This is a genomic window from Polaribacter dokdonensis, from assembly GCF_024362345.1.
Classification (GTDB): Bacteria; Bacteroidota; Bacteroidia; order Flavobacteriales; family Flavobacteriaceae; genus Polaribacter; species Polaribacter dokdonensis.
The window spans coordinates 2,884,570-2,909,942 of record NZ_CP101505.1 but is presented as its reverse complement, the minus strand read 5'-3'; the positions used below and the strand labels follow the sequence as shown (position 1 = coordinate 2,909,942).

At 32.7% G+C, this 25,373-nt stretch carries 33 protein-coding genes; 6 read left to right on the top strand and 27 right to left on the bottom strand.

The annotated features are described in order from the left end of the window. Positions 1 to 6 precede the first annotated feature (6 nt). The 23 genes from rpmD to rpsL form a co-directional block, all read right to left on the bottom strand. Positions 7 to 189, bottom strand: coding sequence for a 50S ribosomal protein L30 (gene rpmD / locus LPB302_RS13060; RefSeq protein WP_053973140.1), 183 nt, complete (start codon positions 187 to 189; stop codon positions 7 to 9). Positions 190 to 200: 11 nt separating this feature from the next. Next, a complete protein-coding gene (gene rpsE / locus LPB302_RS13055) occupies positions 201 to 725 on the bottom strand; it encodes a 30S ribosomal protein S5 (protein WP_041383683.1) in 525 nt (174 codons plus the stop codon). 3 nt (positions 726 to 728) lie between these two features. Then, positions 729 to 1,079, bottom strand: a complete 351-nt coding sequence (rplR, locus tag LPB302_RS13050) for a 50S ribosomal protein L18 (protein ID WP_053973141.1) — start codon at positions 1,077 to 1,079, stop codon at positions 729 to 731. Positions 1,080 to 1,090: 11 nt separating this feature from the next. Next, complete coding sequence (gene rplF, locus LPB302_RS13045; RefSeq protein WP_053973142.1) at positions 1,091 to 1,636, bottom strand: 50S ribosomal protein L6; 546 nt, start codon at positions 1,634 to 1,636, stop codon at positions 1,091 to 1,093. A 9-nt stretch (positions 1,637 to 1,645) separates the two neighbouring features. After that, a complete protein-coding gene (rpsH, locus tag LPB302_RS13040; protein WP_053973143.1) occupies positions 1,646 to 2,044 on the bottom strand; it encodes a 30S ribosomal protein S8 in 399 nt (132 codons plus the stop codon). Between the two features lie 162 nt (positions 2,045 to 2,206). Then, positions 2,207 to 2,476: a 30S ribosomal protein S14 gene (gene rpsN / locus LPB302_RS13035; RefSeq protein ID WP_053973144.1), complete on the bottom strand. Its 270-nt coding sequence runs from the start codon at positions 2,474 to 2,476 to the stop codon at positions 2,207 to 2,209. A gap of 3 nt (positions 2,477 to 2,479) precedes the next feature. Continuing rightward, positions 2,480 to 3,031: a 50S ribosomal protein L5 gene (gene rplE / locus LPB302_RS13030; protein ID WP_015482232.1), complete on the bottom strand. Its 552-nt coding sequence runs from the start codon at positions 3,029 to 3,031 to the stop codon at positions 2,480 to 2,482. Positions 3,032 to 3,039: 8 nt separating this feature from the next. Next, positions 3,040 to 3,342 carry a 50S ribosomal protein L24 gene (gene rplX / locus LPB302_RS13025; protein WP_053973145.1) on the bottom strand — a complete coding sequence of 101 codons (303 nt, stop codon included), beginning with the start codon at positions 3,340 to 3,342 and terminating at the stop codon, positions 3,040 to 3,042. 12 nt (positions 3,343 to 3,354) lie between these two features. Then, on the bottom strand, positions 3,355 to 3,723 hold the full coding sequence (rplN, locus tag LPB302_RS13020; RefSeq protein ID WP_053973146.1) for a 50S ribosomal protein L14: 369 nt from the start codon (positions 3,721 to 3,723) through the stop codon (positions 3,355 to 3,357). Position 3,724: 1 nt separating this feature from the next. Beyond that, positions 3,725 to 3,982 (bottom strand): 30S ribosomal protein S17, encoded by a 258-nt coding sequence (gene rpsQ, locus LPB302_RS13015; protein ID WP_015482229.1) that lies wholly within the window; start codon positions 3,980 to 3,982, stop codon positions 3,725 to 3,727. A 20-nt stretch (positions 3,983 to 4,002) separates the two neighbouring features. Next, entirely contained in the window at positions 4,003 to 4,194 is a 192-nt protein-coding gene (rpmC, locus tag LPB302_RS13010) for a 50S ribosomal protein L29 (RefSeq protein WP_015482228.1), read from the bottom strand. Positions 4,195 to 4,205: 11 nt separating this feature from the next. Continuing rightward, entirely contained in the window at positions 4,206 to 4,637 is a 432-nt protein-coding gene (gene rplP / locus LPB302_RS13005; protein ID WP_053973147.1) for a 50S ribosomal protein L16, read from the bottom strand. A gap of 21 nt (positions 4,638 to 4,658) precedes the next feature. Then, positions 4,659 to 5,375, bottom strand: a complete 717-nt coding sequence (gene rpsC / locus LPB302_RS13000; protein ID WP_015482226.1) for a 30S ribosomal protein S3 — start codon at positions 5,373 to 5,375, stop codon at positions 4,659 to 4,661. An 11-nt stretch (positions 5,376 to 5,386) separates the two neighbouring features. After that, positions 5,387 to 5,791, bottom strand: coding sequence for a 50S ribosomal protein L22 (gene rplV / locus LPB302_RS12995; protein WP_015482225.1), 405 nt, complete (start codon positions 5,789 to 5,791; stop codon positions 5,387 to 5,389). A gap of 6 nt (positions 5,792 to 5,797) precedes the next feature. After that, positions 5,798 to 6,076 carry a 30S ribosomal protein S19 gene (rpsS, locus tag LPB302_RS12990; RefSeq protein ID WP_053973148.1) on the bottom strand — a complete coding sequence of 93 codons (279 nt, stop codon included), beginning with the start codon at positions 6,074 to 6,076 and terminating at the stop codon, positions 5,798 to 5,800. A gap of 7 nt (positions 6,077 to 6,083) precedes the next feature. Further along, positions 6,084 to 6,908, bottom strand: a complete 825-nt coding sequence (rplB, locus tag LPB302_RS12985) for a 50S ribosomal protein L2 (RefSeq protein ID WP_015482223.1) — start codon at positions 6,906 to 6,908, stop codon at positions 6,084 to 6,086. Between the two features lie 11 nt (positions 6,909 to 6,919). Beyond that, a complete protein-coding gene (rplW, locus tag LPB302_RS12980; protein ID WP_053973149.1) occupies positions 6,920 to 7,210 on the bottom strand; it encodes a 50S ribosomal protein L23 in 291 nt (96 codons plus the stop codon). A gap of 4 nt (positions 7,211 to 7,214) precedes the next feature. Further along, complete coding sequence (gene rplD, locus LPB302_RS12975) at positions 7,215 to 7,844, bottom strand: 50S ribosomal protein L4 (protein ID WP_053973150.1); 630 nt, start codon at positions 7,842 to 7,844, stop codon at positions 7,215 to 7,217. Next, the gene (rplC, locus tag LPB302_RS12970; RefSeq protein WP_053973151.1) at positions 7,844 to 8,461 is read right to left on the bottom strand and encodes a 50S ribosomal protein L3; all 618 of its coding nucleotides are present in this window, start codon (positions 8,459 to 8,461) and stop codon (positions 7,844 to 7,846) included. The genes rplD and rplC overlap by 1 nt, the downstream gene beginning before the upstream one ends. Before the next feature lie 288 nt (positions 8,462 to 8,749). Further along, positions 8,750 to 9,055, bottom strand: a complete 306-nt coding sequence (gene rpsJ / locus LPB302_RS12965) for a 30S ribosomal protein S10 (RefSeq protein ID WP_015482219.1) — start codon at positions 9,053 to 9,055, stop codon at positions 8,750 to 8,752. A gap of 18 nt (positions 9,056 to 9,073) precedes the next feature. After that, a complete protein-coding gene (fusA, locus tag LPB302_RS12960) occupies positions 9,074 to 11,191 on the bottom strand; it encodes an elongation factor G (RefSeq protein WP_053973152.1) in 2,118 nt (705 codons plus the stop codon). A 5-nt stretch (positions 11,192 to 11,196) separates the two neighbouring features. After that, complete coding sequence (gene rpsG / locus LPB302_RS12955) at positions 11,197 to 11,676, bottom strand: 30S ribosomal protein S7 (RefSeq protein ID WP_015482217.1); 480 nt, start codon at positions 11,674 to 11,676, stop codon at positions 11,197 to 11,199. 26 nt (positions 11,677 to 11,702) lie between these two features. Beyond that, positions 11,703 to 12,077, bottom strand: a complete 375-nt coding sequence (gene rpsL, locus LPB302_RS12950) for a 30S ribosomal protein S12 (RefSeq protein ID WP_015482216.1) — start codon at positions 12,075 to 12,077, stop codon at positions 11,703 to 11,705. Positions 12,078 to 12,250: 173 nt separating this feature from the next. Between rpsL and LPB302_RS12945 the strand changes: the two genes are divergently transcribed. From LPB302_RS12945 to rlmB, 5 genes are all read left to right on the top strand, one after another. Beyond that, the gene (locus LPB302_RS12945; protein WP_053973153.1) at positions 12,251 to 13,915 is read left to right on the top strand and encodes a ShlB/FhaC/HecB family hemolysin secretion/activation protein; all 1,665 of its coding nucleotides are present in this window, start codon (positions 12,251 to 12,253) and stop codon (positions 13,913 to 13,915) included. A gap of 341 nt (positions 13,916 to 14,256) precedes the next feature. Further along, on the top strand, positions 14,257 to 17,526 hold the full coding sequence (locus LPB302_RS12940; protein ID WP_053973154.1) for a SusC/RagA family TonB-linked outer membrane protein: 3,270 nt from the start codon (positions 14,257 to 14,259) through the stop codon (positions 17,524 to 17,526). A gap of 25 nt (positions 17,527 to 17,551) precedes the next feature. After that, complete coding sequence (locus LPB302_RS12935; protein WP_053973155.1) at positions 17,552 to 19,042, top strand: RagB/SusD family nutrient uptake outer membrane protein; 1,491 nt, start codon at positions 17,552 to 17,554, stop codon at positions 19,040 to 19,042. A gap of 63 nt (positions 19,043 to 19,105) precedes the next feature. After that, positions 19,106 to 19,840: a hypothetical protein gene (locus LPB302_RS12930; RefSeq protein ID WP_053973156.1), complete on the top strand. Its 735-nt coding sequence runs from the start codon at positions 19,106 to 19,108 to the stop codon at positions 19,838 to 19,840. A gap of 69 nt (positions 19,841 to 19,909) precedes the next feature. After that, positions 19,910 to 20,656, top strand: coding sequence for a 23S rRNA (guanosine(2251)-2'-O)-methyltransferase RlmB (rlmB, locus tag LPB302_RS12925; RefSeq protein ID WP_053973157.1), 747 nt, complete (start codon positions 19,910 to 19,912; stop codon positions 20,654 to 20,656). On the opposite strand, the gene LPB302_RS12920 is transcribed toward rlmB, so the two are convergent. Further along, on the bottom strand, positions 20,646 to 21,317 hold the full coding sequence (locus LPB302_RS12920) for a rhomboid family intramembrane serine protease (protein WP_053973158.1): 672 nt from the start codon (positions 21,315 to 21,317) through the stop codon (positions 20,646 to 20,648). The genes rlmB and LPB302_RS12920 overlap by 11 nt on opposite strands. A 74-nt stretch (positions 21,318 to 21,391) precedes the next feature. Between LPB302_RS12920 and LPB302_RS12915 the strand changes: the two genes are divergently transcribed. Then, positions 21,392 to 22,663, top strand: a complete 1,272-nt coding sequence (locus LPB302_RS12915) for a replication-associated recombination protein A (RefSeq protein WP_053973159.1) — start codon at positions 21,392 to 21,394, stop codon at positions 22,661 to 22,663. Here LPB302_RS12915 and LPB302_RS12910 read toward each other — a convergent pair. The 3 genes from LPB302_RS12910 to LPB302_RS12900 are packed head-to-tail and all read right to left on the bottom strand — an operon-like array spanning position 22,660 to position 25,370. Continuing rightward, positions 22,660 to 23,403, bottom strand: a complete 744-nt coding sequence (locus tag LPB302_RS12910) for a hypothetical protein (RefSeq protein WP_197273157.1) — start codon at positions 23,401 to 23,403, stop codon at positions 22,660 to 22,662. The genes LPB302_RS12915 and LPB302_RS12910 overlap by 4 nt on opposite strands. Positions 23,404 to 23,452: 49 nt before the next feature. Next, entirely contained in the window at positions 23,453 to 24,823 is a 1,371-nt protein-coding gene (locus tag LPB302_RS12905; RefSeq protein WP_053973161.1) for a DUF5723 family protein, read from the bottom strand. A 1-nt stretch (position 24,824) separates the two neighbouring features. Further along, positions 24,825 to 25,370 carry a hypothetical protein gene (locus LPB302_RS12900; protein WP_143032690.1) on the bottom strand — a complete coding sequence of 182 codons (546 nt, stop codon included), beginning with the start codon at positions 25,368 to 25,370 and terminating at the stop codon, positions 24,825 to 24,827. Positions 25,371 to 25,373: the final 3 nt, after the last annotated feature.

Here is a 25,373-nt window from a genome sequence, read left to right as displayed (position 1 = left end):
AATATCTTATTTCGATTCCTCTACAGAAACCAAATGTGAAACTTTATTTACCATACCAACAATTGATGGAGTTGCCTCATGCTCAACAGTTTGGTTCATTCTACGTAAACCTAATGCCTCTAAAGTTCTTTTCTGATTCTTTAAACGCCCGATTTGACTTTTTACTTGTGTAACTTTAATTTTTGCCATCTCTTCTAGATTTATCCGTTAAATACTTTTTCTAAAGATATACCTCTTTGCTTAGCAATTGCAGCTGCACTTCTTAACTGAAGTAAAGCGTCAAAAGTAGCTTTTACTGCATTGTGAGGGTTAGAAGATCCTTGAGATTTTGATAATACATCATGTACCCCAACTGATTCTAATACTGCACGTACTGCCCCACCAGCAATAACCCCTGTACCAGGAGATGCAGGTTTGATAAATACTTTTGCACCACCAAACTTCCCTTTTTGCTCATGAGGTAAAGTACCTTCTAAAATTGGTATTCTTACTAAATTCTTTTTTGCATCTTCCACTGCCTTAGCAATTGCTGAAGAAACATCCTTAGATTTTCCTAGTCCATGACCTACAACACCATTACCATCACCAACAACAACAATAGCAGAGAAACCAAATGCTCTACCACCTTTTGTTACCTTGGTTACACGTTGTACACCAACTAATCTATCTACAAGCTCTAATCCGCTTGGTTTAACTCTTTCTACGTTTTTATAACCTTGCATAATTTCTTAAAATTTTAAACCAGCTTCTCTTGCAGCTTCTGCTAATACTTTAACTCTACCATGGTATAAATAACCATTTCTATCGAAAGCAACTGTTTCAACACCTGATTTGATAGCTTTTTCTGCAATTGATTTCCCCACTGCAGTAGCTGCCTCAGCTTTTGAACTTGCTTTTAAATCTTTATCTCTAGATGATACTGAAGCCAATGTAACTCCATTAACATCGTCTACTAGTTGCGCATAAATCTCTTTGTTACTTCTATAAACCGATAATCTTGGTTTAGTAGCAGTACCAGAAACGATTTTTCTAATTCTACGCTTAATTCTAGCTCTTCTTTGTAGCTTTGATAATGCCATAATGCTATATATTATGCAGACTTACCTGCTTTTCTTCTTAATACTTCACCAACAAACTTAACCCCTTTACCTTTATAAGGTTCTGGAGCTCTGAAAGAACGAATCTTTGCAGCAACTTGACCAACTAATTGTTTGTCAAACGAAGATAATTTAATGATTGGGTTTTTCCCTTTCTCTGATATTGTTTCTACTTTAACCTCTGGAGCTAAGTTTAAAACAATATTATGAGAGAAACCTAAAGCTAAATCTAATTTTTGACCTTGATTAGATGCTCTATAACCTACACCAACCAATTCTAAGTCCTTAGTCCAACCTTTAGATACACCTTCAATCATATTATGAATCAAGGCTCTCATTAAACCATGTTGTGCTTTATGGTCTTTACTCTCTGAAGCTCTTTCTAAAATAATAGTTTCGTCTTCAATTTTTACTGTAATACCATCAGAAATAGTTTGTGATAATTCACCCAACTTTCCTTTAACAGTAATTACGTTATCCTTAATGTTTACATCTACACCTTGTGCGATGCTAACTGGGTTTTTTCCAATTCTACTCATCTCTTAGGTTTAATAAACGTAACATAAAACTTCTCCTCCAACATTCTCTTGTTTTGCTTTCTTATTAGTCATCACACCTTTAGATGTTGAAACTATAGCAATACCAAGACCGTTTAATACTCTAGGCATCTCTGAAGAACCTACGTATTTACGTAAACCAGGTGTACTGATACGTTGAATTTTTCTAATTACTGACTCTTTTGTTTCTCTATCATATTTTAAAGCGATCTTAATTGTTCCTTGAACTTTATCGTCATTGAACTGATAGCTTAAAATATAACCTTGATCAAACAAAATTTTAGTCATTTCCTTCTTCAAATTTGAAGCTGGAATTTCTACAACTCTGTGTCCTGCTGCAATAGCATTTCTTACTCTAGTAAGAAAATCCGCAATTGGATCTGTATACATATTTATTTAAATTGCGATTATGGTTTTCAACTTCCTCTATTTATACTACAGATTACTCTGTGAAAATTGAACCTTTAATCAGTTAAAATTCTAATACTCAAAAAAAATAGAGCGTGCAAAGATACACATTCTATTTTTAATAAAAGACTTATAATTAAATTTCTACCAACTAGCCTTTTTGACTCCTGGTATTAATCCTTGATTAGCCATTTCACGAAATGTTACACGAGAAATACCAAATTGTCTCATATACCCTTTTGGACGACCAGTTAATTTACATCTATTATGTAATCTAATTGGTGAAGCATTTTTTGGTAATTTCTGCAATGCTTCGTAATCTCCAGCTTCCTTTAAAGCTTTTCTTTTCTCAGCATATTTTGCAACAGTACGTTCTCTTTTGCGCTCACGCGCTTTCATTGATTCTTTAGCCATTTCTTAATTTTTTTTGAATGGTAAACCTAATTCTCCTAATAATGACTTAGCCTCTTTATCAGTTTCAGCAGATGTTACAAAAGTAATATCCATTCCATTGATTTTCTTAACTTGGTCTATATTAATCTCTGGGTAAATAATTTGTTCAGTAATACCTAAATTATAATTACCTCTCCCATCGAATCCATTAGCTTTTATACCGTTAAAGTCTCTAACACGAGGTAAAGAAGCAGTAACTAATCTGTCTAAAAACTCATACATTTTATCACCCCTTAACGTAACTTTTACACCAATCGGCATTCCCTTACGTAATTTAAAAGATGCAACATCTTTTTTAGACATAGTAGAAATTGCCTTCTGACCAGTAATCTTAGTCAACTCTTCTACAGCATAATCTATTAATTTCTTATCCGCAATTGCAGCACCAACACCTTTAGAAACAACAATCTTTTCTAATTTAGGTACTTGCATTACATTCTTATAGCTGAATTCTTCAGTAAGACTTTTAATAACTCTTTCTTTATATTCTGCTTTTAATCTTGGTACGTAACTCATGATTAATTCTATTTATTCGTTTTTTTAGAGATTCTAGTCTTAGACTCCCCATCAACATTATAACCAACTCTTACAGCTACACCATCTTCCACCAACATAACGTTAGAAATATGCAATGATGCTTCTTTCTTTACAATACCACCTTGAGGACTTTGAGCACTTGGCTTAGTGTGTTTAGAAACTAAATTCACACCTTCTACTAATACTCTATCCTTATCTTTGATAATTTGTAAAACCTTACCTTCAGATCCTTTATGATCACCTGCAATAACTTTTACAGTATCTCCTGATTTTAATTTGAACTTCTTCATTTGTGTAATAGTTTAAAGCACTTCAGGTGCTAATGATACAATTTTCATAAATTGCTTATCACGAAGCTCACGTGCAACAGGTCCAAAAACACGAGTTCCTCTCATTTCCTCTGTAGGATTTAAAAGTACACAAGCGTTATCGTCAAATCTAATATAAGATCCGTCTTTACGTCTAACTTCTTTTTTAGTTCTTACAACAACTGCTCTAGATACTTGACCTTTCTTTACAGTTCCGTTTGGAGTTGCAGATTTAACAGATACAACAATTTTGTCTCCAATGCTTGCGTAACGTTTTTTTGTCCCTCCTAAAACTCTAATTACTAAAACTTCTTTTGCTCCAGTATTGTCTGCTACTTTTAATCTTGATTCTGTCTGTAACATATTATTTAGCTCTTTCTAGGATTTCTACTAATCTCCAACGCTTAGATTTACTCATAGGTCTTGTTTCCATGATCCTAACAGTATCCCCTTCGTTGCAATCATTCTGTTCGTCGTGTGCAACATACTTTTTCGTTTTTAAAACGAATTTACCGTACATTGGGTGCTTTACTCTTTTCGTTTCAGAAACAACAATAGATTTCTCCATTTTGCTACTAGAAACAACACCAATTCTCTCTTTTCTAAGATTTCTTTTTTCCATCTTTAAAACTGACTATAGAATTATTGTAATTCTCTTTTTGTTAATTCTGTTGCAATTCTTGCTACAGTTCTTCTTAAACTTCTCAATTGCAATGGATTCTCCATAGGAGTTATTGCGTGAGCCATTTTAAGATCGGTATAATTTTTTTGCAACGCTACCAACTTTTCATTAAGATCAGCTGTAGATAATTCTTTAATTTCTGATTGTTTCATTTTATTTAGAATTATGCGTTAATATCAAAATCTCTTGCGATTACAAACTTCGTTCTTACAGGAAGTTTTTGTGCAGCTAAACGAAGTGCCTCTTTTGCAACATCCATTGGTACTCCACCAACTTCAAACAAAATTCTACCTGGTTTAATTACTGCTACGAAATGATCTGGAGCACCCTTACCCTTACCCATACGAACCTCTAAAGGCTTCTTTGTAATAGGTTTATCCGGAAAGATTTTAATCCATAACTGACCTTCTCTTTTCATATGACGAGTAGCTGCAATACGAGCTGCTTCAATCTGACGTGAAGTTAATAAATTCTGGTCCAAAGATTTTATACCAAACATTCCGTTAGAAAGTTGATTACCTCTTTGAGAGTTTCCAGACATATTTCCTTTGCCTTTCTGTACCTTACGATATTTTACTCTTTTTGGCTGTAACATTTTTAATTTCTAGTTTAAAAATTATTTTCTTCTACGTGGTTGACGTTTAGATCTATCACCACCTTTACCACCTTGTTTTTTCGACAAGCCAACTAACGGAGATAATTCTCTTTTTCCATAAACCTCACCTTTCATTATCCATACTTTTACACCTAATCTACCATAGGTCGTATGCGCTTCAACTAAAGCATAATCTATGTCAGCTCTGAAAGTAGAAAGAGGAATTCTACCTTCTTTAAAATGTTCTGATCTAGCCATCTCTGCACCATTTAAACGACCTGAAATCTGAATTTTTATTCCTTCAGCATTCATACGCATAGTAGCAGCAATTGCCATTTTTATAGCTCTCTTGTAAGAAATTCTATTTTCAATTTGACGAGCCACACTAGTTGCAACTAATCTTGCATCTAATTCCGGACGTTTAATTTCAAAAATATTAATTTGAACTTCTTTACCTGTAATTTTTTTAAGCTCTTCTTTCAACTTGTCTACTTCCTGACCTCCTTTACCAATAATGATTCCTGGACGTGCAGTTGTAATAGTAACGGTTACAAGTTTTAAAGTACGCTCTATAATTACTCTAGAAACACTTGCTTTAGATAATCTAGCATGAATATACTTTCTTATCTTATCATCTTCAGCAATTTTATCTCCGTAGTCATTTCCACCATACCAGTTAGATTCCCAACCTCTGATGATTCCTAAACGATTCCCAATTGGATTTGTTTTTTGTCCCATTTCTACTTTGATTAATTACTTAAATTTTTACTACCTAACTCTAAAGTTACGTGATTAGAACGCTTACGAATTCTATGAGCACGACCTTGTGGAGCTGGTCTTAATCTTTTTAACATACCTGCGCTATCTACACAAATAGACTTTACGAATAAACCAGCATCTTCAATCGATGAATCTTCATTCTTTGCTTGCCAATTTGCAATTGCAGATAACAATAACTTCTCTAAATTAATAGATGCCTCTTTAGGACTGAATTTTAAAATTTGTAAAGCTTTTTCAACTTCAACGCCTCTTACCTGATCAGCAACTAAACGCATTTTTCTTGGTGATGTAGGACAGTTAGTAAGCTTAGCGAAAGCACGTTGCTTTCTATCTGCTTTTAACTGATCTGCCATATTTTTTTTACGAACTCCCATTTCCTACTATTTTTTACCTTTATTTTTTGCACCTGCATGTCCTCTAAAAGAACGTGTTGGTGAAAATTCGCCTAATTTATGCCCTACCATGTTTTCTGTAACGTAAACTGGAACAAACTGGCGTCCATTATGAACAGCAATTGTTTGACCAACGAAATCTGGAGTAATCATACTTGCTCTTGACCAAGTTTTGATAACTGTTTTATTACCAGCTTCTACATTAGCTAACACTTTTCTCTCTAATTTATAGTGAACGTAAGGTCCTTTTTTTAATGATCTTGCCATAACTTAATTATTTCTTTCTACGTTCTATGATATACTTATTACTAGCTTTAGTCTTAGATCTAGTTTTGTAACCTTTAGCAGGTATACCATTTCTTGATCTTGGATGACCTCCAGAAGAACGACCTTCACCACCTCCCATTGGGTGATCTACAGGGTTCATTCTTACTGCGTTAACTCTTGGCCTTCTACCTAACCATCTTCTTCTACCAGCTTTACCAGAAACTAATAATTGGTGGTCCGAATTAGATACAACACCAATTGTAGCCATACAAGTTAGTAAGATTAATCTTGTCTCTCCTGAAGGTAACTTCACAGTAGCATACTTACCATCTCTTGCCATTAACTGAGCAAAAGAACCTGCAGATCTCGCCATAACAGCACCCTGACCAGGACGTAATTCAATACATGAAATTGTTGTTCCTAAAGGAATTTCACTTAAAGGCATTGCATTACCGATTTCAGGAGTAATACCACTTCCTGAAACAACCGTTTGACCAACAGTCAAACCATTTTGAGCAATTACATATCTTTTTTCACCATCAGCATAACTAAGTAAAGCAATAAATGCAGTACGATTTGGATCGTACTCTATAGTTTTAACTGTAGCAGGAACATCTTTTTTATCTCTTTTGAAATCGATAATACGATATTTCTGCTTATGACCACCACCTATGTTACGTGTAGTCATTCTACCTTGACTGTTTCGACCTCCAGATCTTTTTTTCGGTGCCAATAATGACTTTTCCGGCTTATCAGTTGTTATGGCGTCGAACCCATTTACAACTCTAAAACGCTGACCTGGTGTTATTGGTTTTAATTTTCTAACTGACATTCTGTCTTTTCTTAAAGATTGTTATAAAAATCAATACTTTCTCCTTCTGCTAATTGTACAATCGCTTTCTTATATCCGCTTTTAACACCAGTTACTAGACCTTTCTTAGTATACTTAGTATTTCTCTGAATTGGATAATTTAAAGTTTTTACACTTGAAATAGAAACTCCATATGCTGACTCAACAGCACCTTTAATTTCTAGTTTATTAGCGTTTTTATCTACAACAAATGCATAACGATTAAATAATTCACTATCGTTCGTTGCTTTTTCCGTGATAATAGGTTTAATTAAAATACTCATTTCCCTATTTGCTTAAATTTGAATTAATTCCTTCTAAAGAACCTTCTGTTATTACTATCTTATTAGCATTTAAAACACCATAAGTATAAATTTCTGAAGCCTTAATTACCTTAGAATTTTTTATATTACGTGAAGACAAATAAACATTTGAATTTTCACCATCTAAAACAAATAATGACTTCTTAGTATCAAGCTCTAAAGACTTTAACACATCTACAAAGTTCTTTGTCTTTGGAGTTTCAAAATTAAAATCTTCTATAACTACTAAATTCTTATCATTTGCCTGAATACTTAAAGCTGACTTTCTCGCCAAACGCTTTAAGTTCTTATTTAACTTGAAAGAATAGTTTCTAGGTCTAGGTCCGAACATACGTCCTCCACCTCTAAAAACACCAGACTTAATGGACCCTGCTCTAGCAGTACCTGTACCCTTTTGTTTTTTTATCTTTCTAGTTGAACCTACAATCTCTGCTCTCTCTTTAGACTTATGAGTACCTTGACGCTGATTAGCTAAGTATTGTTTCACATCTAAATAAATTGCATGATCATTAGGCTCTACACCAAATACATCTTTAGAAAGCTCAACCTTTCTACCTGTATCTTTTCCTGTAATATCTAAAACTGCTACTTTCATTATTTCTGAATAGTTACAAAAGCGTTTTTATGTCCAGGTATTGCTCCCTTAACAACTAGTAAGTTCTTTTCAGCAACTACTTTTAACACTTTTAAGTTTTGTACTTTCACTTTCTCTCCTCCCATTCTACCTGCCATACGCATTCCTTTGAATACTCTTGCAGGATAAGATGCAGCACCAATAGAACCTGGAGCTCTTAAACGGTTATGCTGACCGTGAGTAGCTTGACCTACACCCGCGAAACCATGACGCTTAACAACACCCTGAAAACCTTTACCTTTAGAAGTTCCAGAAATATCTACGAACTCACCTTCTGTAAAATGCTCTACAGTAATGGCATCTCCCAATTTATACTCTTCTTCAAACCCTTGGAATTCAACAACTTTTTTCTTAGCAGTGGTGCCAGCTTTCTTAAAGTGACCGTCTAACGCTTTGTTAGAACTCTTTGCTTTTTTGTCATCGAAACCAAGTTGTAACGCATTGTATCCGTCAACCTCTTCGGTTCTGACTTGGGTAACAACACAAGGACCTGCTTCGATTACTGTACAAGGAATATTCTTCCCATTTTCATCAAATAAGCTGGTCATTCCAATTTTTCTACCTATTAACCCAGACATTAATTTTAAATTTAAGACGATAGATCATTTTCCAGCGCGTCTATTTCTATTAATTGTTTGAAACAAATGTTTCTTGTTATCCTTAACATTCACACAAAAAAAAAGCGCCAAAACAAATTCAACGCTGATTTTGTTTTTTCCGTTTTTCCTTTGCGAAACGCTCTGGACATGTAACTTTTTACCTCTAAAAAAGTAAAAAATTGTTTACCCTACTCTATTTCGGGTTGCAAAAGTATAAAAAACTTTTGATTTAACAAAATTGTTAAATCAAAAGTTTTAAAACGTTACTTATACTTTGATTTCAACTTCAACACCACTTGGTAACTCAAGCTTCATTAAAGCATCAATAGTTTTCGAAGAAGAACTATAAATGTCTAATAATCTTTTGTAAGCAGCTAATTGAAATTGCTCTCTAGATTTTTTATTCACGTGAGGTGAACGTAAAACCGTAAAAATCTTTTTATGTGTTGGTAAAGGTATTGGACCATTAACAATAGCACCAGTACTTTTAACAGTCTTTACAATTTTTTCAGCAGATTTATCTACCAAATTATAATCGTAAGACTTTAATTTTATTCTAATTTTTTGACTCATCTTATTTATTTTAGTAGATTATCCTTTAGCAGCAGCTATTACTTCTTCTGAAATATTAGAAGGAGTTTCTGCATAGTGAGAAAATTCCATTGTTGATGTTGCTCTACCTGAAGACATTGTTCTTAAAGCAGTAACATAACCAAACATTTCTGATAATGGAACTACAGCTTTTACAACTTTAGCACCAGCTCTATCTGACATATCATTTACTTGACCTCTTCTTCTGTTAAGATCACCAACAATATCTCCCATGTTTTCCTCTGGAGTTAATACTTCTAACTTCATTAACGGCTCCATGATTTTCGCTTTTGCAGCTTTTGCAGCAGCTTTAAATCCTAATTTTGCAGCTAACTCAAAAGATAGTTGATCTGAATCCACTGCATGGAATGATCCATCCTTTAAAGTAACCTTCATAGAGTCCATCTCATAACCAGCTAAAGGACCATTTCTCATAGCTTCTTTGAATCCTTTTTCTACAGAAGGAACAAATTCTTTAGGAACGTTACCACCTTTAATAATAGACTCAAACTGTAATCCTTGAACACCTTCATCTGCAGGCTCCATAGTAAATACGATATCAGCAAATTTTCCACGTCCTCCAGATTGTTTTTTATAAACCTCTCTGTGATCTGCAGATGCTGTAATAGCTTCTTTATACTCTACTTGTGGTTGTCCTTGATTAACTTCAACCTTAAATTCACGCTTTAAACGATCTACAATTACGTCTAAGTGTAATTCACCCATACCAGAAATAATTGTCTGACCTGAAGCTTCATCTGTTCTTACTGTAAACGTAGGATCTTCTTCTGCTAATTTACCTAAACCAATACCTAACTTATCCACGTCCGCTTTAGTTTTTGGCTCAACAGCGATACCTATTACTGGATCTGGAAAATCCATAGATTCTAAAACAATAGGATGCTTTTCATCAGATAAAGTATCTCCTGTTTTAATAGATTTAAAACCTACAGCAGCACCAATATCTCCAGCCTCAATAAAGTCAATTGCATTTTGCTTATTAGCATGCATTTGATAAATACGTGAAATACGCTCTTTCTTGTTAGATCTGTTATTTAAAACATAAGAACCAGCATCTAAACGACCTGAATAAGCTCTAAAAAATGCTAAACGACCTACAAAAGGATCTGTAGCAATCTTAAATGCTAAAGCAGCAAAAGGCTCTTTTACATCTGGCTTACGTAATTCTTGCTCATCTGTATCTGGGTTAACACCCACAATACCTTCTTTATCTGTAGGAGAAGGTAAATAACGACAAACAGCATCTAATAAGAACTGAACACCTTTATTTTTGAATGCTGAACCACAAATCATAGGTATGATAGCCATATCCATAACAGCAGCTCTTAATGCAGCATGCACTTCTTCTTCTGTAATAGAATCTTCATCCTCCATGAATTTTTCTAGTAAGTTCTCATCGTAACTTGCTACTTCTTCAATTAATAAAGCTCTATATTTTTTTGCTTCAGCTTTTAACTCCTCAGGAATTTCGATAACATCGAAAGTTGCTCCTTGAGTATGATCATGCCATACAATAGCACGATTTTTTACTAAATCAATAATTCCTTTAAAATCATCCTCTTCACCAATGTTTAAAACGATTGGTACAGCATTAGATTTTAACATATCTTTTACTTGCTGACAAACACCTAAAAAGTCAGAACCTTGTCGATCCATTTTGTTAACGAACCCAATTCTTGGAACTTTATAGTTATCAGCTAATCTCCAGTTTGTTTCTGATTGCGGCTCTACACCATCAACAGCAGAAAACAAGAAAACCAAACCATCTAATACACGTAATGATCTATTTACCTCAACAGTAAAATCTACGTGACCAGGAGTATCAATAATATTAAAATGATATCCTTTTGTTTCTGGTGTTGGCTCAGCGTTTTCTAATGGAAACTGCCAAGTACAAGTTGTAGCAGCAGAAGTAATTGTAATACCTCTTTCTTGCTCTTGCTCCATCCAGTCCATAGTAGCTGCACCATCATGAACTTCTCCAATCTTATGAGAAACCCCTGTATAATACAATACACGCTCTGTAGTTGTTGTCTTACCAGCATCAATGTGTGCTGCAATACCAATATTTCTTGTATATTTTAAATCTCTAGCCATTTCTATTAAAATCTAAAGTGTGAGAATGCTTTGTTTGCTTCTGCCATTTTATGAGTATCTACTCTTTTCTTAACAGCAGCACCTTCTTCTTTAGCCGCAGCTAAAATTTCAGCTGCTAAACGCTGTGCCATGGTTTTTTCATTTCTCTTACGAGTATATAAAATCATCCATTTAATTGCCATAGACACTTTTCTGTCTGGTCTAATTTGCATTGGTATCTGAAATGTTGCTCCACCAACTCGTCTTGAACGAACTTCTACGTGAGGCATAACATTAGATAAACCATCTTTCCAAATCTCTAAGGCAGATTTCTCCTCACCTTCTCCTTTTCTTTCTTCTACGATATCTAACGCATCATAAAATACTTTGAATGCTACTGACTTCTTACCACTCCACATTAAGTTATTCACGAAACGTGTTACTAACTGATCATTAAATTTTGGATCTGGTAATAAGACTCTTTTTTTTGCTGCTCTTTTTCTCATGTTTTACATTAAAAAAGTTACTAATTTTACTTTTTTGGGCGTTTTGCACCATACTTAGACCTACGTTGAGTTCTACCCTCAACACCTGCTGTATCTAATGCTCCACGTACCACGTGATATTTAACACCTGGTAAATCTTTTACCCTTCCACCTCTAACTAATACTATCGAGTGCTCTTGTAAGTTATGACCCTCACCTGGAATGTATGCGTTTATCTCATTACCATTTGTTAATCTAACTCTGGCAACTTTACGCATTGCTGAATTAGGTTTCTTTGGTGTTGTAGTGTAAACACGTGTACAAACTCCACGTCTTTGAGGACTTCCCTGCAAAGCAGCCGATTTACTCTTCTTAGTTATTTTGGTTCTTCCTTTACGAACTAATTGTTGAATAGTTGGCATACTAAATAATTACTGTTTTTCGTTTATAATTAAACTCTGCTCTTTTTTAAGAGTCCGCAAATGTACGATTAATTTCTAATTATTCAAATATCAGTAAGTTATTTTTTAAAAATCATTTTTTTGAGTTGTTTAAAACAAAACATTTACTTTTGAAAAGTACTCTTCAATAAATCATGAATTCAAACACAAAACTTGCTTTTCTTATCACTATTGTATTCATACTATATAATATAACTGAAATTAATAGCCAGGATTTTGAATTAAAATTACTTTCAAAAGTTAAGAAAGAAAACATTGTTTTATCTGAAATTAATTATCCGAATAAACACAAAGATTCAACATCGATAGAAAATGAGATTACAAGAGTAACAAACCAGCTAAAAAAAAGGGGATACTTCCTAAACACAGTAGACAGTATAATTTATACTAATAGAAAAGTTAAAGCATATTTTTCATTAAAAGAAAAAATTACATCTATAATTTTAGAAATAAAACCATCCTATCTTGTTTACTTTAACAAGAACAAATTAAAAAACAACAAAATAAAAATCCCCATTGAAAATCTAGACAAACTACTTTCCAGCATTACTTCTAAACTAGACAAACAGGGTAAATCATTTTCTTCTGTAGAAATAAATAACATTATACTTAATAAAGATGAACTATTTGGATTGTTAGTAATCAAGGAGTCTAAAAAAAGGACAATAGATAAAATAACCATAAGAGGTTATGAGCAATTCTCGCAAGTATACCTTAAAATGTATTTAAGAATAAAGAAAGGCGATATTTTTAATGAAGACTTAATTAAAAGAACATCAAATCTAACTAAAAGATTAAGTTTTATAGATCAAATTAAAGAACCAGAAATATTATTCACCAAAGACTCGACTATCCTATATATATACCTAAGAAAAAATCAAAATAACAGTTTAGATGCCTTAGTGAATTTTGCCACAGAAGAAAATGGAGACTTTCTTTTAAATGGAAATATAGACCTAGAATTAAACAATATTCTTAATTCCGGTGAACAATTTAAATTATTTTGGAATAGAATTGGCCAAGAAAGGCAAGAGTTTAAATTATCAACGAGCATACCATATATATTTAAGAGTAATATTACTCCACAAATTGCATTCTCCTTATATAGACAAGATAGCTCTTTTACAAATATCAATTTCAAAACATCTTTATCATATAATTTAAATGATAAGAATAGTGTTTCTGCTTTTTACTCAATAGAAAACTCCGAAAACCTAGAATCAATAACCAACGATATAAAAGAATATGATAATTATTTTATAGGATTAAATTATGACTACAACAATCTTAAAGAGAAAACCATTTACAATGAATTGAGTTTTTCAATATCCACTGGAATAGGATCAAGAAAAAGCGATAATCAATCGTTTCAACAATATAATTTCAAAAGCTCATTATCTTTCTTAATCAAATTCAATCAAAGAAATCAATTTTATATTCGCAATAAAACAGGATTGTTGGAATCTAAAAACTACTTAACTAATGAGTTATTAAGAATTGGGGGCGCAAACTCCATAAGAGGATTTAACGAACAAAGCATATTTGCAAAGCAATTTTCCTTTTTCAATTTTGAATATCGCTTCATAACTAACCAAAATTCTTACCTATACACTATAACAGACATAGGAGGCTACAAACAAGAAAACAATTACAAATCTCTTATAGGTTTAGGTTTTGGATATTTATTTGGCAATGATAAATACACCATCAATTTAGCATTAGCTACTGGTAAATTCGATTCATCAAAACTTGAATTACAAAACACAAAATTTTTAATTAGTTGGATAAATTATTTTTAACATTGTGTTAAATTTTTATCAACCACATCAATTCTTCCGTTAATTGTAAACATTAATTCAAAAGATTTAAAACATCACCAACAAATTTTTTTAAACCAAAAAAGAAATTTTCAACCATCAAGAACAGCTATACAAATTTCATTTACAGCACTTTACCCAATCATTTAAAAGGATCTTAATAAAATAACAAATACAAATATCTGTATTAAATGAAAGGATATTGAAAACATTTCGTCTATAACTGAGATAATGAAATTATTTTAAAGAAATTATTGTTAAAAAATTGTTTTTTTAAGTTTTATTTAAGACTTTTGGCATTAATTAATTCAAATAATTATACAATGAAGACAAAGTTTAATGGAATTTTAACGCTATTACTAGCGTTTGTCGTGCAAATATCCTTTGCACAAGAAAAGACTGTTTCAGGTACGGTTTCTGATGAATCAGGAAGTTTACCAGGAGTTAGTGTTATAATTAAAGGAAGTACTAAAGGTACAGAAACTGATTTTGACGGTAAGTATTCTATCCAAGCTAAAACAGGAGATGTTTTAGTATTTAGATACTTAGGGTACAAAGCAAGTGAAAGAACAGTTGGATCTTCTAACGTTATTAACGTAAAGTTAGCAGAAGATGCAAATGTTTTAGATGAGATTGTTGTTGTAGGTTATGGTACTTCAACAAAACAAGCTTTCGTTGGTACAGCTGCAGTTGTAAAACAAGAGCAATTAGAAGTAAAAAACTTCTCTAATGTGTCTCAAGCCTTAACAGGTGAGGTTGCAGGGGTAACTGTAATTAACAGTTCTGGACAACCAGGTACTGTAGGTGCAATTAGAATTAGAGGTTATGGGTCTGTAAATGGTAACAGAGCTCCATTATACGTTGTTGATGGTGTGCCTTTTTCTGGTAGTATCAATTCTATTAACCCAAGTGACATTGCTAGTACAACGATCTTAAAAGATGCAACTGCAACTGCAATTTACGGTTCTAGAGGTGCAAATGGTGTTGTATTAATTACTACTAAAGGTGGTAGTGCTTCAAACTCATATATTGAGGTAGATATCAAAACAGGTGTTAACGATCAATTAATTCCAAGATATGATGTTGTTACTAACCCTGAAGAATATATTGGTTATGTTTGGGAAGGTATTAAGAACAGAGGAGTTGTAACAGGAAACCCTGATCCAGTAGCATTTGCAAATGCAAATTTATTTACAGGTAACTACGTTGCTCCAGGATACAACATGTGGAATGTAACAAGTGGTGCAGATTTAATCGATCCAACAACAGGTACAGTTCGTCCAGGAGTTACAAGAAAATACACTCCTTTAAGATATGCAGATGTTGCATTTGATTCAGCGATTAGAACTGAAACAAACTTAAGAATGGGTGGAGGAAATCAAGATACTAGATATTTTGCTTCTTTTGGTTACTTAGATGATAACGGATATTCAATTAACACTAGTTTCAAGAGATATACTACTCGTTTAAACTTAACTAGTGATGTTAAACCATGGTTAAAGTTAAACAGTAACATTGGTTATGCATATTCAGAAAATATTGCAAATGGTCAAATTGCTGGTTCTGAAAACGTATTCGAATTTGCTGATAAAATGGCGCCTATCTTCCCTGTATTTTTAAGAGACGATAACGCTGAATTAGTACCAGATTTATTTTATGGAGGATTCCAATATGATTATGGTTCTTTATCTGGTTTTAGAGATAGACCAAATGCAAATGGATTAAACCCAATTGGATCTGCAAAATATGATTTTAACGGAACTGATCGTCATGAAATGAATGGTAACTTCTCAGCTACTTTCAAATTTACTGACAATTTATCTGCTGAAATTAGATATGGTGTACAATATGCTACACAAAAGAACAGAGACTACACAAATAAATTTTATGGTGGTGGTCAAGCAACAAGTGGAGACATTACAATCAATGACTTTTCTAGTTTAACACAAAATATTTTACAAATCATTAAGTATAACAATACTTGGGGAAATCATTCATTTGATGCTTTAGTAGCCCATGAAAGTAATGACTTTGAGCAAAATTTTGCTTCTGCTTCTAAAGGATTACAAATTAGTCCATTCTTATATGATTTAGACAACTTTCAGTCTAGTTTAGGTTTACCTTCTGGTTCTACAAGTGGATTTACTATTGAGTCTTACTTTAGCCAGTTTAACTACAACTTTGATCAAAAGTATTACTTCTCTGCTTCTGTAAGAGCGGATGGATCTTCAAGATTCGTGAATGACAAATGGGGAACTTTTGGTTCTGTAGGTGCTTCTTGGATTGTAAGTAACGAAGACTTTTTACAAGACAGTTTCATAAGCTATTTAAAATTAAAAGCATCTTATGGTATTACTGGTGATCAAGCTGGTGTTGGATTCTTCTCAGGATACAATACATTTAACGGTGGTAACTTAGGAGGAAGTATTTCTTTAGCTCCAGGTGCAAATGGTAACCCAGATTTAACTTGGGAAACTACAAACCAGTTCCAAGTTGGTGCTGAAATGAGCTTTGGTAAATATTTAGATGTAAATTTAGATTACTATAATAAATTAACTGATAACTTAATCTTTAACCGTTTTGTAGGTCCTTCTCAAGGTATCTCTTCAATTACAGTAAATGATGGTGAATTAGTTAACTCTGGTTTAGAATTTGATATTACTGGACATTTAGTGGACAACAAAGATTTTACTTTAGATTTATCTGTTAATGGTGAAATCGTAAATAACGAAATCTTAACTATGCCATTAGATCCAGCTACTAACGAGCCTCAATTATTAACTCCAAGTGGTTTTTATGCAAGATCAGAAGGAAGATCAATCTTTGACTTCTATATGAGAGAGTGGGCTGGTGTAGATCCTGCTGATGGTGCTCCAATGTGGTACCAATACTATGATGATGTTAACAACAACGGTGTTTTAGACGCTGGTGAGCCATCTTCATACTCTAGTGGATCTTGGGTTCCTGCAGATCCTGCAGTAATCAATAACACTGGTTCTATCGTAGAATACCAAATTAAAGTTCCTGGTGCAAACATCAAGAAGACTGTAACAAAGACTTATTCTGATGCATCTGATGTATATGCAGATAAATCTGCAATTGCTGATGTAAGAGGTGCTTTCCGTTTATCTGGTAAATTAGGTAACTTTAACTTTGGAACTCAGTTTACTTATAGTTTAGGAGGTTACGCTTACGATGCTCAATACGCAGAATTAATGTCTGATCGTTTTGGAGCAGTAGGTAACAATTACCACAAAGATATAGCTAACAGATGGCAAAACCCAGGAGACATTACTGATGTTCCTGCTTTAACAGATAACGCGATTGTAAACGGTACTTCTACTTCAACTAGATTTATTACATCAACAGATTTCATTGCATTAAACAACGTAAATATCGGATATAACATACCAAAACAATATTTAGATAAAATATCTGTACAAACAGTGAATATTTGGTTCTCTGCAGATAACTTATTTAATGCTACTGCACGTCAAGGTTTCCTACCAAGCACAAGTGAGTCAGGAAACTCTGGTCGAAGATTATATGCACCAATGACTACAATGACATTAGGTGTTAGAGTGAAATTTTAATAATAAAATTTAAATTTAAAAAAACATGAATAAATTAATTAAATTCGGATTACTCTCTGCATTAGCGATATCAACAGTGAGCTGTGGAGACGATTTTCTAGAGAAGCCAGCCCTTGAAGGGTCAGCTTCTTTAACATCTGCTCAATTAGAGCAGGCATCTAATATTGATCCTGAAGTAACAGGAGCATTAATGGGTGGTGTTTATACTTTAACATTTACTTTCGGTTCTGGAGGTACATCAGGACATGATGACTTTGGACAGAAGGCTTATGATATTTTTGGTGATATGTTATCAAGTGATATGGCCCTAAGTACAAGTACTTACGGATGGTATAGAGCTTCTATTACTGAATATCAAGCACCATTAGACTTTACATTTGGTGACAACAGACAAGTTTGGAGACACTACTTCAGAATTGTAAGAGGTTGTAACGAAGTAATTGATGGTTTAGGAGGAACAGATGTTGTACCAGAAAGTGCAGCAAACAAAGCAATTATGGGTCAAGCAAAAGCTTTACGTGCTCATTCTTACTTTTACTTAGCTCAGTATTTCCAAAAAGAATATGATGGAGCAGAAGAAATTCTACCTATCTATAGAAGTGCAACAGACTTAAATGGTCCTAAAGTAGCTGCTTCTGAAATATATGACTTAATGGAGCAAGATTTAACTGAAGCTATCTCTTATTTAGACGGCTATTCAAGATCTAATAAAACTGAAATCAACAAACAAGTTGCTCAAGGTATTTATGCTTATGTATTAGGTGCAAGAGGTACAGATTACACTAAAGCATACAACATGGCAAAAGCTGCTATGACTGGATATACTTTAATGAGTTCTTCAGAAATTACTGGTGGATTTACAAATGTAAATACTCCAGGATGGATGTGGGGTGTTGACTTAAATGATGAAATTGGTTTAGGATTAGTTTCATGGTGGGGTCAAATGGATTATTTCGCATACAGTTACCCTGCATTCGGAGATGCTAAATCTATGGATCAAAACTTATATGACGCGATTCCTGCAAATGACTTTAGAAAGGATCAATTTGTAGATAACCCAGGTGCATATACTCACTTAATGCCATTAAACAAATTTTACAATGCTGCTAGAACACGTTATGGTGTAACTAGAATTGTACAAGATGATTATGTATACATGAGAGTTGCTGAAATGCATTTATTAGCTGCAGAATATGCTGCTTTCTCTGGAAACGATGCTCAGGCTAGAACAGAATTAAAAGCTATCGTTAGTCAAAGAGTACCAGATGCATCTTACATTGATGGATTATCAGGACAACAATTGAAGAACGAAATTCACTTACAAACTAGAATTGAGTTATGGGGTGAAGGAAAAAGTTATTTAGCTTTAAAAAGAAACAAAGCTTCAGTTACAAGAGGATCTAACCACTTATCTTTTGTAGGTACTACAATTCCTTATAACGATGAGAGAATGACTTTTGAAATTCCAGAAGGAGAGATTCAATTTAACCCATTCATCTCTACTCAGAATAACTAATAATTAATTAATATTGAATAGGAGATGTAAAAGTCTCCTATTCTCATTTTAAATGCCTAAAAAATGAAACAAATAAAACTTTACACTTTAATTTTCTTAAGTATTGCATTATTCACAAGTTGTGAGGAAGATGTTGAAGCGCCTGGAACACCTTATGCTTCTTTCGAGTCTTACTTTGCTACTGATGTAACTGTAACACCTGGAGAAACTTTTAACAAATCTATTAGCATTTACTCTGCGAATATTACAGGAGAAGATAGAACTATTGATTTAACTGCAACTGGTACTATTTCAGCTGCCTCTTATACAATGCCTACTTCAATTACTATTCCTGCAAACTCTAACGAGGCAGTATTAAACTTAACGTTTAATGAAAATGACTTAGATATTATTGTTGATAAAACTTTAAATATAGAAATGGTTGCTAGCGAAAACGTAATTGTTGGTGATGGAATTTCTTTAAACGTAGCTAAAGGTTGTCCTGCTGGTCAGGGTAAAGCTAAAGTAGCTGTAGTATTAGATGCTTATCCAGAAGAAGTTTACTGGAGAATAGTAAACACAGATACTGGAGCAACAGCAATGGCTAACAATTCTTCTCCTGCTTATGGTGGGTATGCTGGTTTAAGCGGAACTCAAAGAGATGCTGCATGTTTAACAAATGGTAACTATAGAGTTGATATTTTTGATCAATATGGAGATGGAGCTGGAGCATTTGAAATCACTGTTAACGGAGTACAAGTATTCCAAACTAGTGGTGCTTATGGTGCTGGTACATCTAGTACATTTGTTGTAAACTAAACAAAACATTACAATATTTTAAAAATCGTAATCATATTGATTACGATTTTTTTATTTAAATAAAATACTTTGACAGAGACTACTAACATTTTCGGATTAAGAGCAATTATTGAAGCAATAGAAAGCGGATCTACAATTAATAAAATTTACTTACAAAAAGGCTTAAGAGGAAGTTTATATTATGAGTTAGATAAACTAATTAAAGATTCTAAAATTGCTACAAGCACTGTACCTGTAGAAAAATTGAACAGATTATCTAAAAACAGCAACCACCAAGGAGCTGTAGCACAAATATCTCCTATAGATTTCTACGACCTAGAAACATTGTTAGATGACACACTAGAAGCTAATAAAGTTCCATTCTTCTTAATATTAGATCAGTTGTCTGATGTAAGGAACTTTGGAGCAATTATTAGAACTGCAGAATGTACTGGAGTTAATGGTATCATAATCCAAAAAAATGGAAGTGCTCCTGTAAATGCAGAAACTATAAAAACCTCTGCAGGAGCAGCTTTTAAAATGCCTATTTGTAAGGTAGATCATATCAAAGATGCACTCTTCATTTTACAAGCATCTAATATTAAAACAGTTGCAGCTACCGAGAAAACAGAAAGTTCTATCTACGATGTAAACTTTAATCAACCAATAGCAGTAATTATGGGCTCTGAACATAGAGGTGTTAACCCATCAGTTTTAAAAATGGTAGATTATAAGGCAAAACTACCTTTATTGGGTAGTATCGAATCTTTAAACGTATCTGTAGCTTGTGGTGTATTTTTATACGAAACTGTGAGGCAAAGAAGTATTAATCTTTAACATCAAAATTTTCATAAGATTCTTCAGTTTGAATTAGATTGCCATTTTCATCAAACAACAAATCAAACTCTGTTGTACTAAACTCATAATCTTTTTTTACTAAACCATTTTTTCGGTAAATAAAAGCTAATATCAAACCAACTAGAAAACCAGATAAATGACCTTCCCAAGACATACCATCTTTTATGGGAAACACATACCAAATCATACTACCATAAAGAAAAATTACAATAAAGGATAACGCAACTAACCTATAGTGCTTTCGAATAATACCGCTGAAAAAGACAAAGCTAAAAAGTAAATAAACGATTCCACTTGCACCTATATGATAAGAATCTCTTGCTATTAGCCAAGTAGCAAAACCTGTTAATAAACCTCCTATTATTAAAATTTTAAAGTCAATATCTTTATAGAAGTAGAACAAACTACTTAATAGTACAAACAAGGGAATGGAATTGTTAAATAAGTGACTTGTATTACTGTGCAAAAAATGAGTAAACACTATTCCTCTTAAGCCTTCTATTGTTCTAGGAAATACTCCATACTTATTTAAATTAAAACCATACTTAATTTCAACTGCATATATTCCCCAAATCAATAGAATATACATTGAAGGCACTATAAAAGGAGAAGTTTTATTTTGTAAATCAGCTTCTTGCATATGCCAAAATATACAAAAACCTAACCAAATTATAATTTGACAACTTCTGTCATAAATCTTTGTATTTTTGTCCTATGAATGAACCTTTGGCAGAAAGAATAAGACCTAAAACTTTAGAGGATTACATTAGTCAGCAACATTTAGTTGGGCCAAAAGGTGTATTAACGAATCTTATAAAACAAGGTATTATTCCATCTCTTATTCTATGGGGACCTCCAGGAATAGGGAAAACCACATTAGCTAATATTATTGCTACAGTATCTAATAGACCTTTTTACACTTTAAGTGCCATAAGTTCTGGAGTAAAAGATGTAAGAGAAGTTATAGAAAAAGCTAAAAAAAGTGGGGGATTATTTACTGCCAAAAATCCTATCCTATTTATTGATGAAATACATAGATTTAGTAAATCGCAACAAGATTCTTTATTAGGTGCCGTAGAAAAAGGATGGGTTACTTTAATAGGAGCAACTACAGAAAATCCTAGTTTGGAAGTAATACCTGCACTTTTATCTAGATGTCAGGTTTATATTTTAAATTCATTCGATAAAAACGACTTAATAGCGCTTCTAAAACGCGCAATTCAGAAAGATGACATTCTAGCTACAAAAAAGATAAAACTCACAGAAACTGATGCATTATTGCGTGTTTCTGGAGGAGATGCTCGAAAATTATTAAATATTTTTGAACTCTTGGTATCTGCAGAAGAAACTGTAGAAATTACCAACGACTATGTCTTAGAAAAAATTCAGCAGAACACAGCTAGATATGATAAAACTGGTGAACAACATTATGACATTATTTCAGCTTTTATTAAATCTATAAGAGGTAGTGACCCTAATGCAGCTGTATATTATTTAGCAAGAATGATTGAAGGTGGTGAAGATGTAAAATTTATTGCACGAAGATTACTAATTTTAGCTTCTGAAGATATTGGAAATGCAAATCCTACAGCATTAATTTTGGCAAATAATACATTTCAGGCAGTGGCTGTTATTGGTAATCCAGAATCTAGAATTATTTTAAGTCAATGTGTGGTCTATCTAGCCAATTCAGCAAAAAGTAATGCTTCTTATTTAGCCATAAATAAAGCACAAAGCTTGGTAAAAACTACTGGAGATTTGTCTGTACCTCTTCATTTAAGAAATGCTCCTACCAAACTAATGAAAGATTTAGATTATGGTAAAAGTTATAAGTACTCACATGATTATCCTAATAATTTTACTGAACAAGAATTTTTACCTGAAGAAATAGCTGGCACTAAATTATACGAACCAGGAAATAATGCCAGAGAAAATCAGTTTAATGAGATTCTAAAAAAGCGCTGGAAAAATAAGTACAACTACTAAAATTTTATCTGTAGTTCTTCTTGAATTAAGTTTGATGCTTTATAGTATTCTACAATCCACTTACCTCCTTTTTCATATACAATCCCTTTTTCATTTTTAAGGATAAATACATTGCTTTTACTGGTTCTTAATAAAGTATAAACAATTTCTGGTTTCGAACTTACCAATTGAAAACCATTAATTATGGGTTGTGCATAAAGAACATCTGTAGTTAATTCCGATTTTACCTTTTTATCAACCTTTTGTTTCTTCAATTCTTTAGCTAGTTTGTTACTCTTCATGGTTATCTCATATGCTTCATCAGAGATATTGGCAGCAACTACATCCTTATTTTTACTCTTTATCAAACCAACATCTATATAACTGTATTTAAAATCAGTCATGCTTTTATGCGCCTTTCTTATACTTTCATGATAGGCTTTCTTATAATCTTTAAACTTGCTCTTACCTACTCCAGAAGTATAAATTACTTTACCAAAGCAATCTTTAGCTTCGAAATAACTTTTAGTTTGTAACATAGAAGAATCATCTTTTATAGTTACTATTAAGGCTGCACATTTATTTTCTGATAATGAATCTGAAATACTTTCATTACTCAAATAAACAGGAAAGCCATTTTTCTGTAGTAAGAATTTTGTGAGAGAACTAGTTTGATAAGCATCTGCAGTATTAACAAAATCAAATTGATTTGGTACAATAATATATTGGTACTTCTCTAGATTACTTTGCTGACTCTGCATACACATTGTCACACCAAGCAGTAAAGTAAAAAGTATTTTTTTTATCATTTTAATTGAATATTAAGTTAAATCCTAATTGAAAAGAAGCGCTATTTGTAGAAGACAAATCTCCATATTCTAATAAATTATCTACCAATCCATAAAAATTAAAGCTACCTAACTGAATAGATAAACCTGCTCCAATATTGGAGTAAGAAAAATCATCTACAGTATAAGTAACCTTAGTATGAATTTTATTGGTGATTGCTTTTTCGTAAAAACCTGTTAAAGCTAATTGTGAACTTAATGGTCTAAACACATTATATAATTGCACACCAATTGCATCTGTATAGAAATTTTTATAGGTATTGTCATAACAGATTTTACTTCTATAATCCCCAAAACTATATTTTAAGGCTAGATTCAATTTTGTTGGCCTCCAAGAAATATAAGATTCAAAATCATCTGTAATTGGAATTTCATCTTGAAATCGCTGATCTATTTCATCCCAATTTTCAAAATTATTATCGTTATCAAATTCTAATGCAACTCCTTCAAAAACAAAATTTCCTGTAATACTTGTGTTCTTAGTATTCTTCTTATGATTGATAAAACCAAGATCTAAAATACTTCCTGAAAACTCCAATTGTGGAGTAATTCTATAGGTTACTCCTACATCTATACCCAAACCTAAGTTACTGCCAAAAAATGTATTTTTAAGATAAGAATTAACATCTGTGATGTATTCATTATTTTCTATTAAACCAGATGTTTTAAACTTTAAGTTTACGTCTGTAAGATAGTGGGTGTATATATTATTAGTTCCACCAGTTGTTGTAAATAAACCTGTATTGTTATTCGATTCTACATTTAAGGCAGAAGAATAAATTTTAAACCTACCTCCTATTGTTAATTTATCGTCTACTTTTTTAGAGATACCTGCATGCAAGACTCCTAAAAAATCTGCTTTATACCTTATACCTGCTGCGCTAAAAGCTCTATTTATATGAGGTGCATTACCTTCACTAATAAAATCTAATGCATCTTTAGGGTAATACCCTATTGCATCTAATTCCTGATAAAAACCAAAACTTAAATAGTAATCATCCTTTAGCCTAAAACCTGCGTTTAGAATTTCTATCTGTGTATTTATTTTGGTAAAATCTCTATAAGACAAATTACCAATGGCTTCAGCAATTTTATCATTAATAGAGCGATTATCATTGGCAAAAATATCAGACAATACCACTCCTTTCGATCCAAAGTCTGATGATATTCCAGATAACAAAGGCACACCAGCATGAAATTTATAGTTCACCTCTGAAGCAGGGTTTAACAGCAAAGTTTGTGGTAGTTCTGCAAAATTATAAAGAATCTGTTTGTTCTGAGCTAAGGTTTGGAACACAATAAAAAACAGAACTAGGTTAATAAGTTTTTTCATATTAAAGTTCTGATTCTATATAAAGTGTTACTGAAGATTTAAACTCAAACTCGCTAGTATCATTAGGATTCATACTTGCACCTGTATCTTCTAACTCTGCTCTAATTCTTACTTTGGTTGTATTTACAATTGCAGGATTTGTACTAATAAAAACCTCCTCTGTAAATGTATTTTCTAAATCACCTGCAGGAATTACAATGGATGCAAATTGATATAAAAGTGTATTATTATCATCTAAGAAAGAAACATCAATAGTAACATCTCTATCAAACTCGTTTTTAATTAGCGTATTAAAATCTATCTTAACAATATCATTCTTTACAAAAGAATCTTCGAAAACTCTAAAATCTGATTCTGATGTGATACTCGTTTCTTGAACACCTGCAGCATTAAAAAACTGACCTGGAACTACTGAGAAGAAAGTTAGTGAAGATGTAATTACTGGCTTGTATACATAATCATTAATTTGATCAAAATCTAACTCTTCATAACAAGAGTTGAATACCAGCAAACAGCAAATTATACTTAACCTAAGTATATTTTTCATAAT

Excerpts from the sequence above, each read along its gene's own strand:
- rpmD (WP_053973140.1), bottom strand. The coding sequence starts at position 189 with ATGGCAAAAATTAAAGTTACACAAGTAAAAAGTCAAATCGGGCGTTTA.
- rplR (WP_053973141.1), bottom strand. The coding sequence starts at position 1,079 with ATGGCATTATCAAAGCTACAAAGAAGAGCTAGAATTAAGCGTAGAATT.
- rplF (WP_053973142.1), bottom strand. The coding sequence starts at position 1,636 with ATGAGTAGAATTGGAAAAAACCCAGTTAGCATCGCACAAGGTGTAGAT.
- rpsH (WP_053973143.1), bottom strand. The coding sequence starts at position 2,044 with ATGTATACAGATCCAATTGCGGATTTTCTTACTAGAGTAAGAAATGCT.
- rpsN (WP_053973144.1), bottom strand. The coding sequence starts at position 2,476 with ATGGCTAAAGAATCAATGAAAGCGCGTGAGCGCAAAAGAGAACGTACT.
- rplE (WP_015482232.1), bottom strand. The coding sequence starts at position 3,031 with ATGAGTTACGTACCAAGATTAAAAGCAGAATATAAAGAAAGAGTTATT.
- rplX (WP_053973145.1), bottom strand. The coding sequence starts at position 3,342 with ATGAAGAAGTTCAAATTAAAATCAGGAGATACTGTAAAAGTTATTGCA.
- rplN (WP_053973146.1), bottom strand. The coding sequence starts at position 3,723 with ATGTTACAGACAGAATCAAGATTAAAAGTAGCAGACAATACTGGAGCA.
- rpsQ (WP_015482229.1), bottom strand. The coding sequence starts at position 3,982 with ATGGAAAAAAGAAATCTTAGAAAAGAGAGAATTGGTGTTGTTTCTAGT.
- rpmC (WP_015482228.1), bottom strand. The coding sequence starts at position 4,194 with ATGAAACAATCAGAAATTAAAGAATTATCTACAGCTGATCTTAATGAA.
- rplP (WP_053973147.1), bottom strand. The coding sequence starts at position 4,637 with ATGTTACAGCCAAAAAGAGTAAAATATCGTAAGGTACAGAAAGGCAAA.
- rpsC (WP_015482226.1), bottom strand. The coding sequence starts at position 5,375 with ATGGGACAAAAAACAAATCCAATTGGGAATCGTTTAGGAATCATCAGA.
- rplV (WP_015482225.1), bottom strand. The coding sequence starts at position 5,791 with ATGGGAGTTCGTAAAAAAAATATGGCAGATCAGTTAAAAGCAGATAGA.
- rpsS (WP_053973148.1), bottom strand. The coding sequence starts at position 6,076 with ATGGCAAGATCATTAAAAAAAGGACCTTACGTTCACTATAAATTAGAG.
- rplB (WP_015482223.1), bottom strand. The coding sequence starts at position 6,908 with ATGTCAGTTAGAAAATTAAAACCAATAACACCAGGTCAGCGTTTTAGA.
- rplW (WP_053973149.1), bottom strand. The coding sequence starts at position 7,210 with ATGAGTATTTTAATTAAACCTATTATCACGGAAAAAGCAACGAACGAT.
- rplD (WP_053973150.1), bottom strand. The coding sequence starts at position 7,844 with ATGAAAGTAGCAGTTTTAGATATTACAGGAAAAGATACAGGTAGAAAG.
- rplC (WP_053973151.1), bottom strand. The coding sequence starts at position 8,461 with ATGTCTGGGTTAATAGGTAGAAAAATTGGAATGACCAGCTTATTTGAT.
- rpsJ (WP_015482219.1), bottom strand. The coding sequence starts at position 9,055 with ATGAGTCAAAAAATTAGAATAAAATTAAAGTCTTACGATTATAATTTG.
- fusA (WP_053973152.1), bottom strand. The coding sequence starts at position 11,191 with ATGGCTAGAGATTTAAAATATACAAGAAATATTGGTATTGCAGCACAC.
- rpsG (WP_015482217.1), bottom strand. The coding sequence starts at position 11,676 with ATGAGAAAAAGAGCAGCAAAAAAAAGAGTCTTATTACCAGATCCAAAA.
- rpsL (WP_015482216.1), bottom strand. The coding sequence starts at position 12,077 with ATGCCAACTATTCAACAATTAGTTCGTAAAGGAAGAACCAAAATAACT.
- LPB302_RS12945 (WP_053973153.1), top strand. The coding sequence starts at position 12,251 with ATGAATTCAAACACAAAACTTGCTTTTCTTATCACTATTGTATTCATA.
- LPB302_RS12940 (WP_053973154.1), top strand. The coding sequence starts at position 14,257 with ATGAAGACAAAGTTTAATGGAATTTTAACGCTATTACTAGCGTTTGTC.
- LPB302_RS12935 (WP_053973155.1), top strand. The coding sequence starts at position 17,552 with ATGAATAAATTAATTAAATTCGGATTACTCTCTGCATTAGCGATATCA.
- LPB302_RS12930 (WP_053973156.1), top strand. The coding sequence starts at position 19,106 with ATGAAACAAATAAAACTTTACACTTTAATTTTCTTAAGTATTGCATTA.
- LPB302_RS12920 (WP_053973158.1), bottom strand. The coding sequence starts at position 21,317 with ATGCAAGAAGCTGATTTACAAAATAAAACTTCTCCTTTTATAGTGCCT.
- LPB302_RS12915 (WP_053973159.1), top strand. The coding sequence starts at position 21,392 with ATGAATGAACCTTTGGCAGAAAGAATAAGACCTAAAACTTTAGAGGAT.
- LPB302_RS12910 (WP_197273157.1), bottom strand. The coding sequence starts at position 23,403 with ATGCAGAGTCAGCAAAGTAATCTAGAGAAGTACCAATATATTATTGTA.
- LPB302_RS12905 (WP_053973161.1), bottom strand. The coding sequence starts at position 24,823 with ATGAAAAAACTTATTAACCTAGTTCTGTTTTTTATTGTGTTCCAAACC.
- LPB302_RS12900 (WP_143032690.1), bottom strand. The coding sequence starts at position 25,370 with ATGAAAAATATACTTAGGTTAAGTATAATTTGCTGTTTGCTGGTATTC.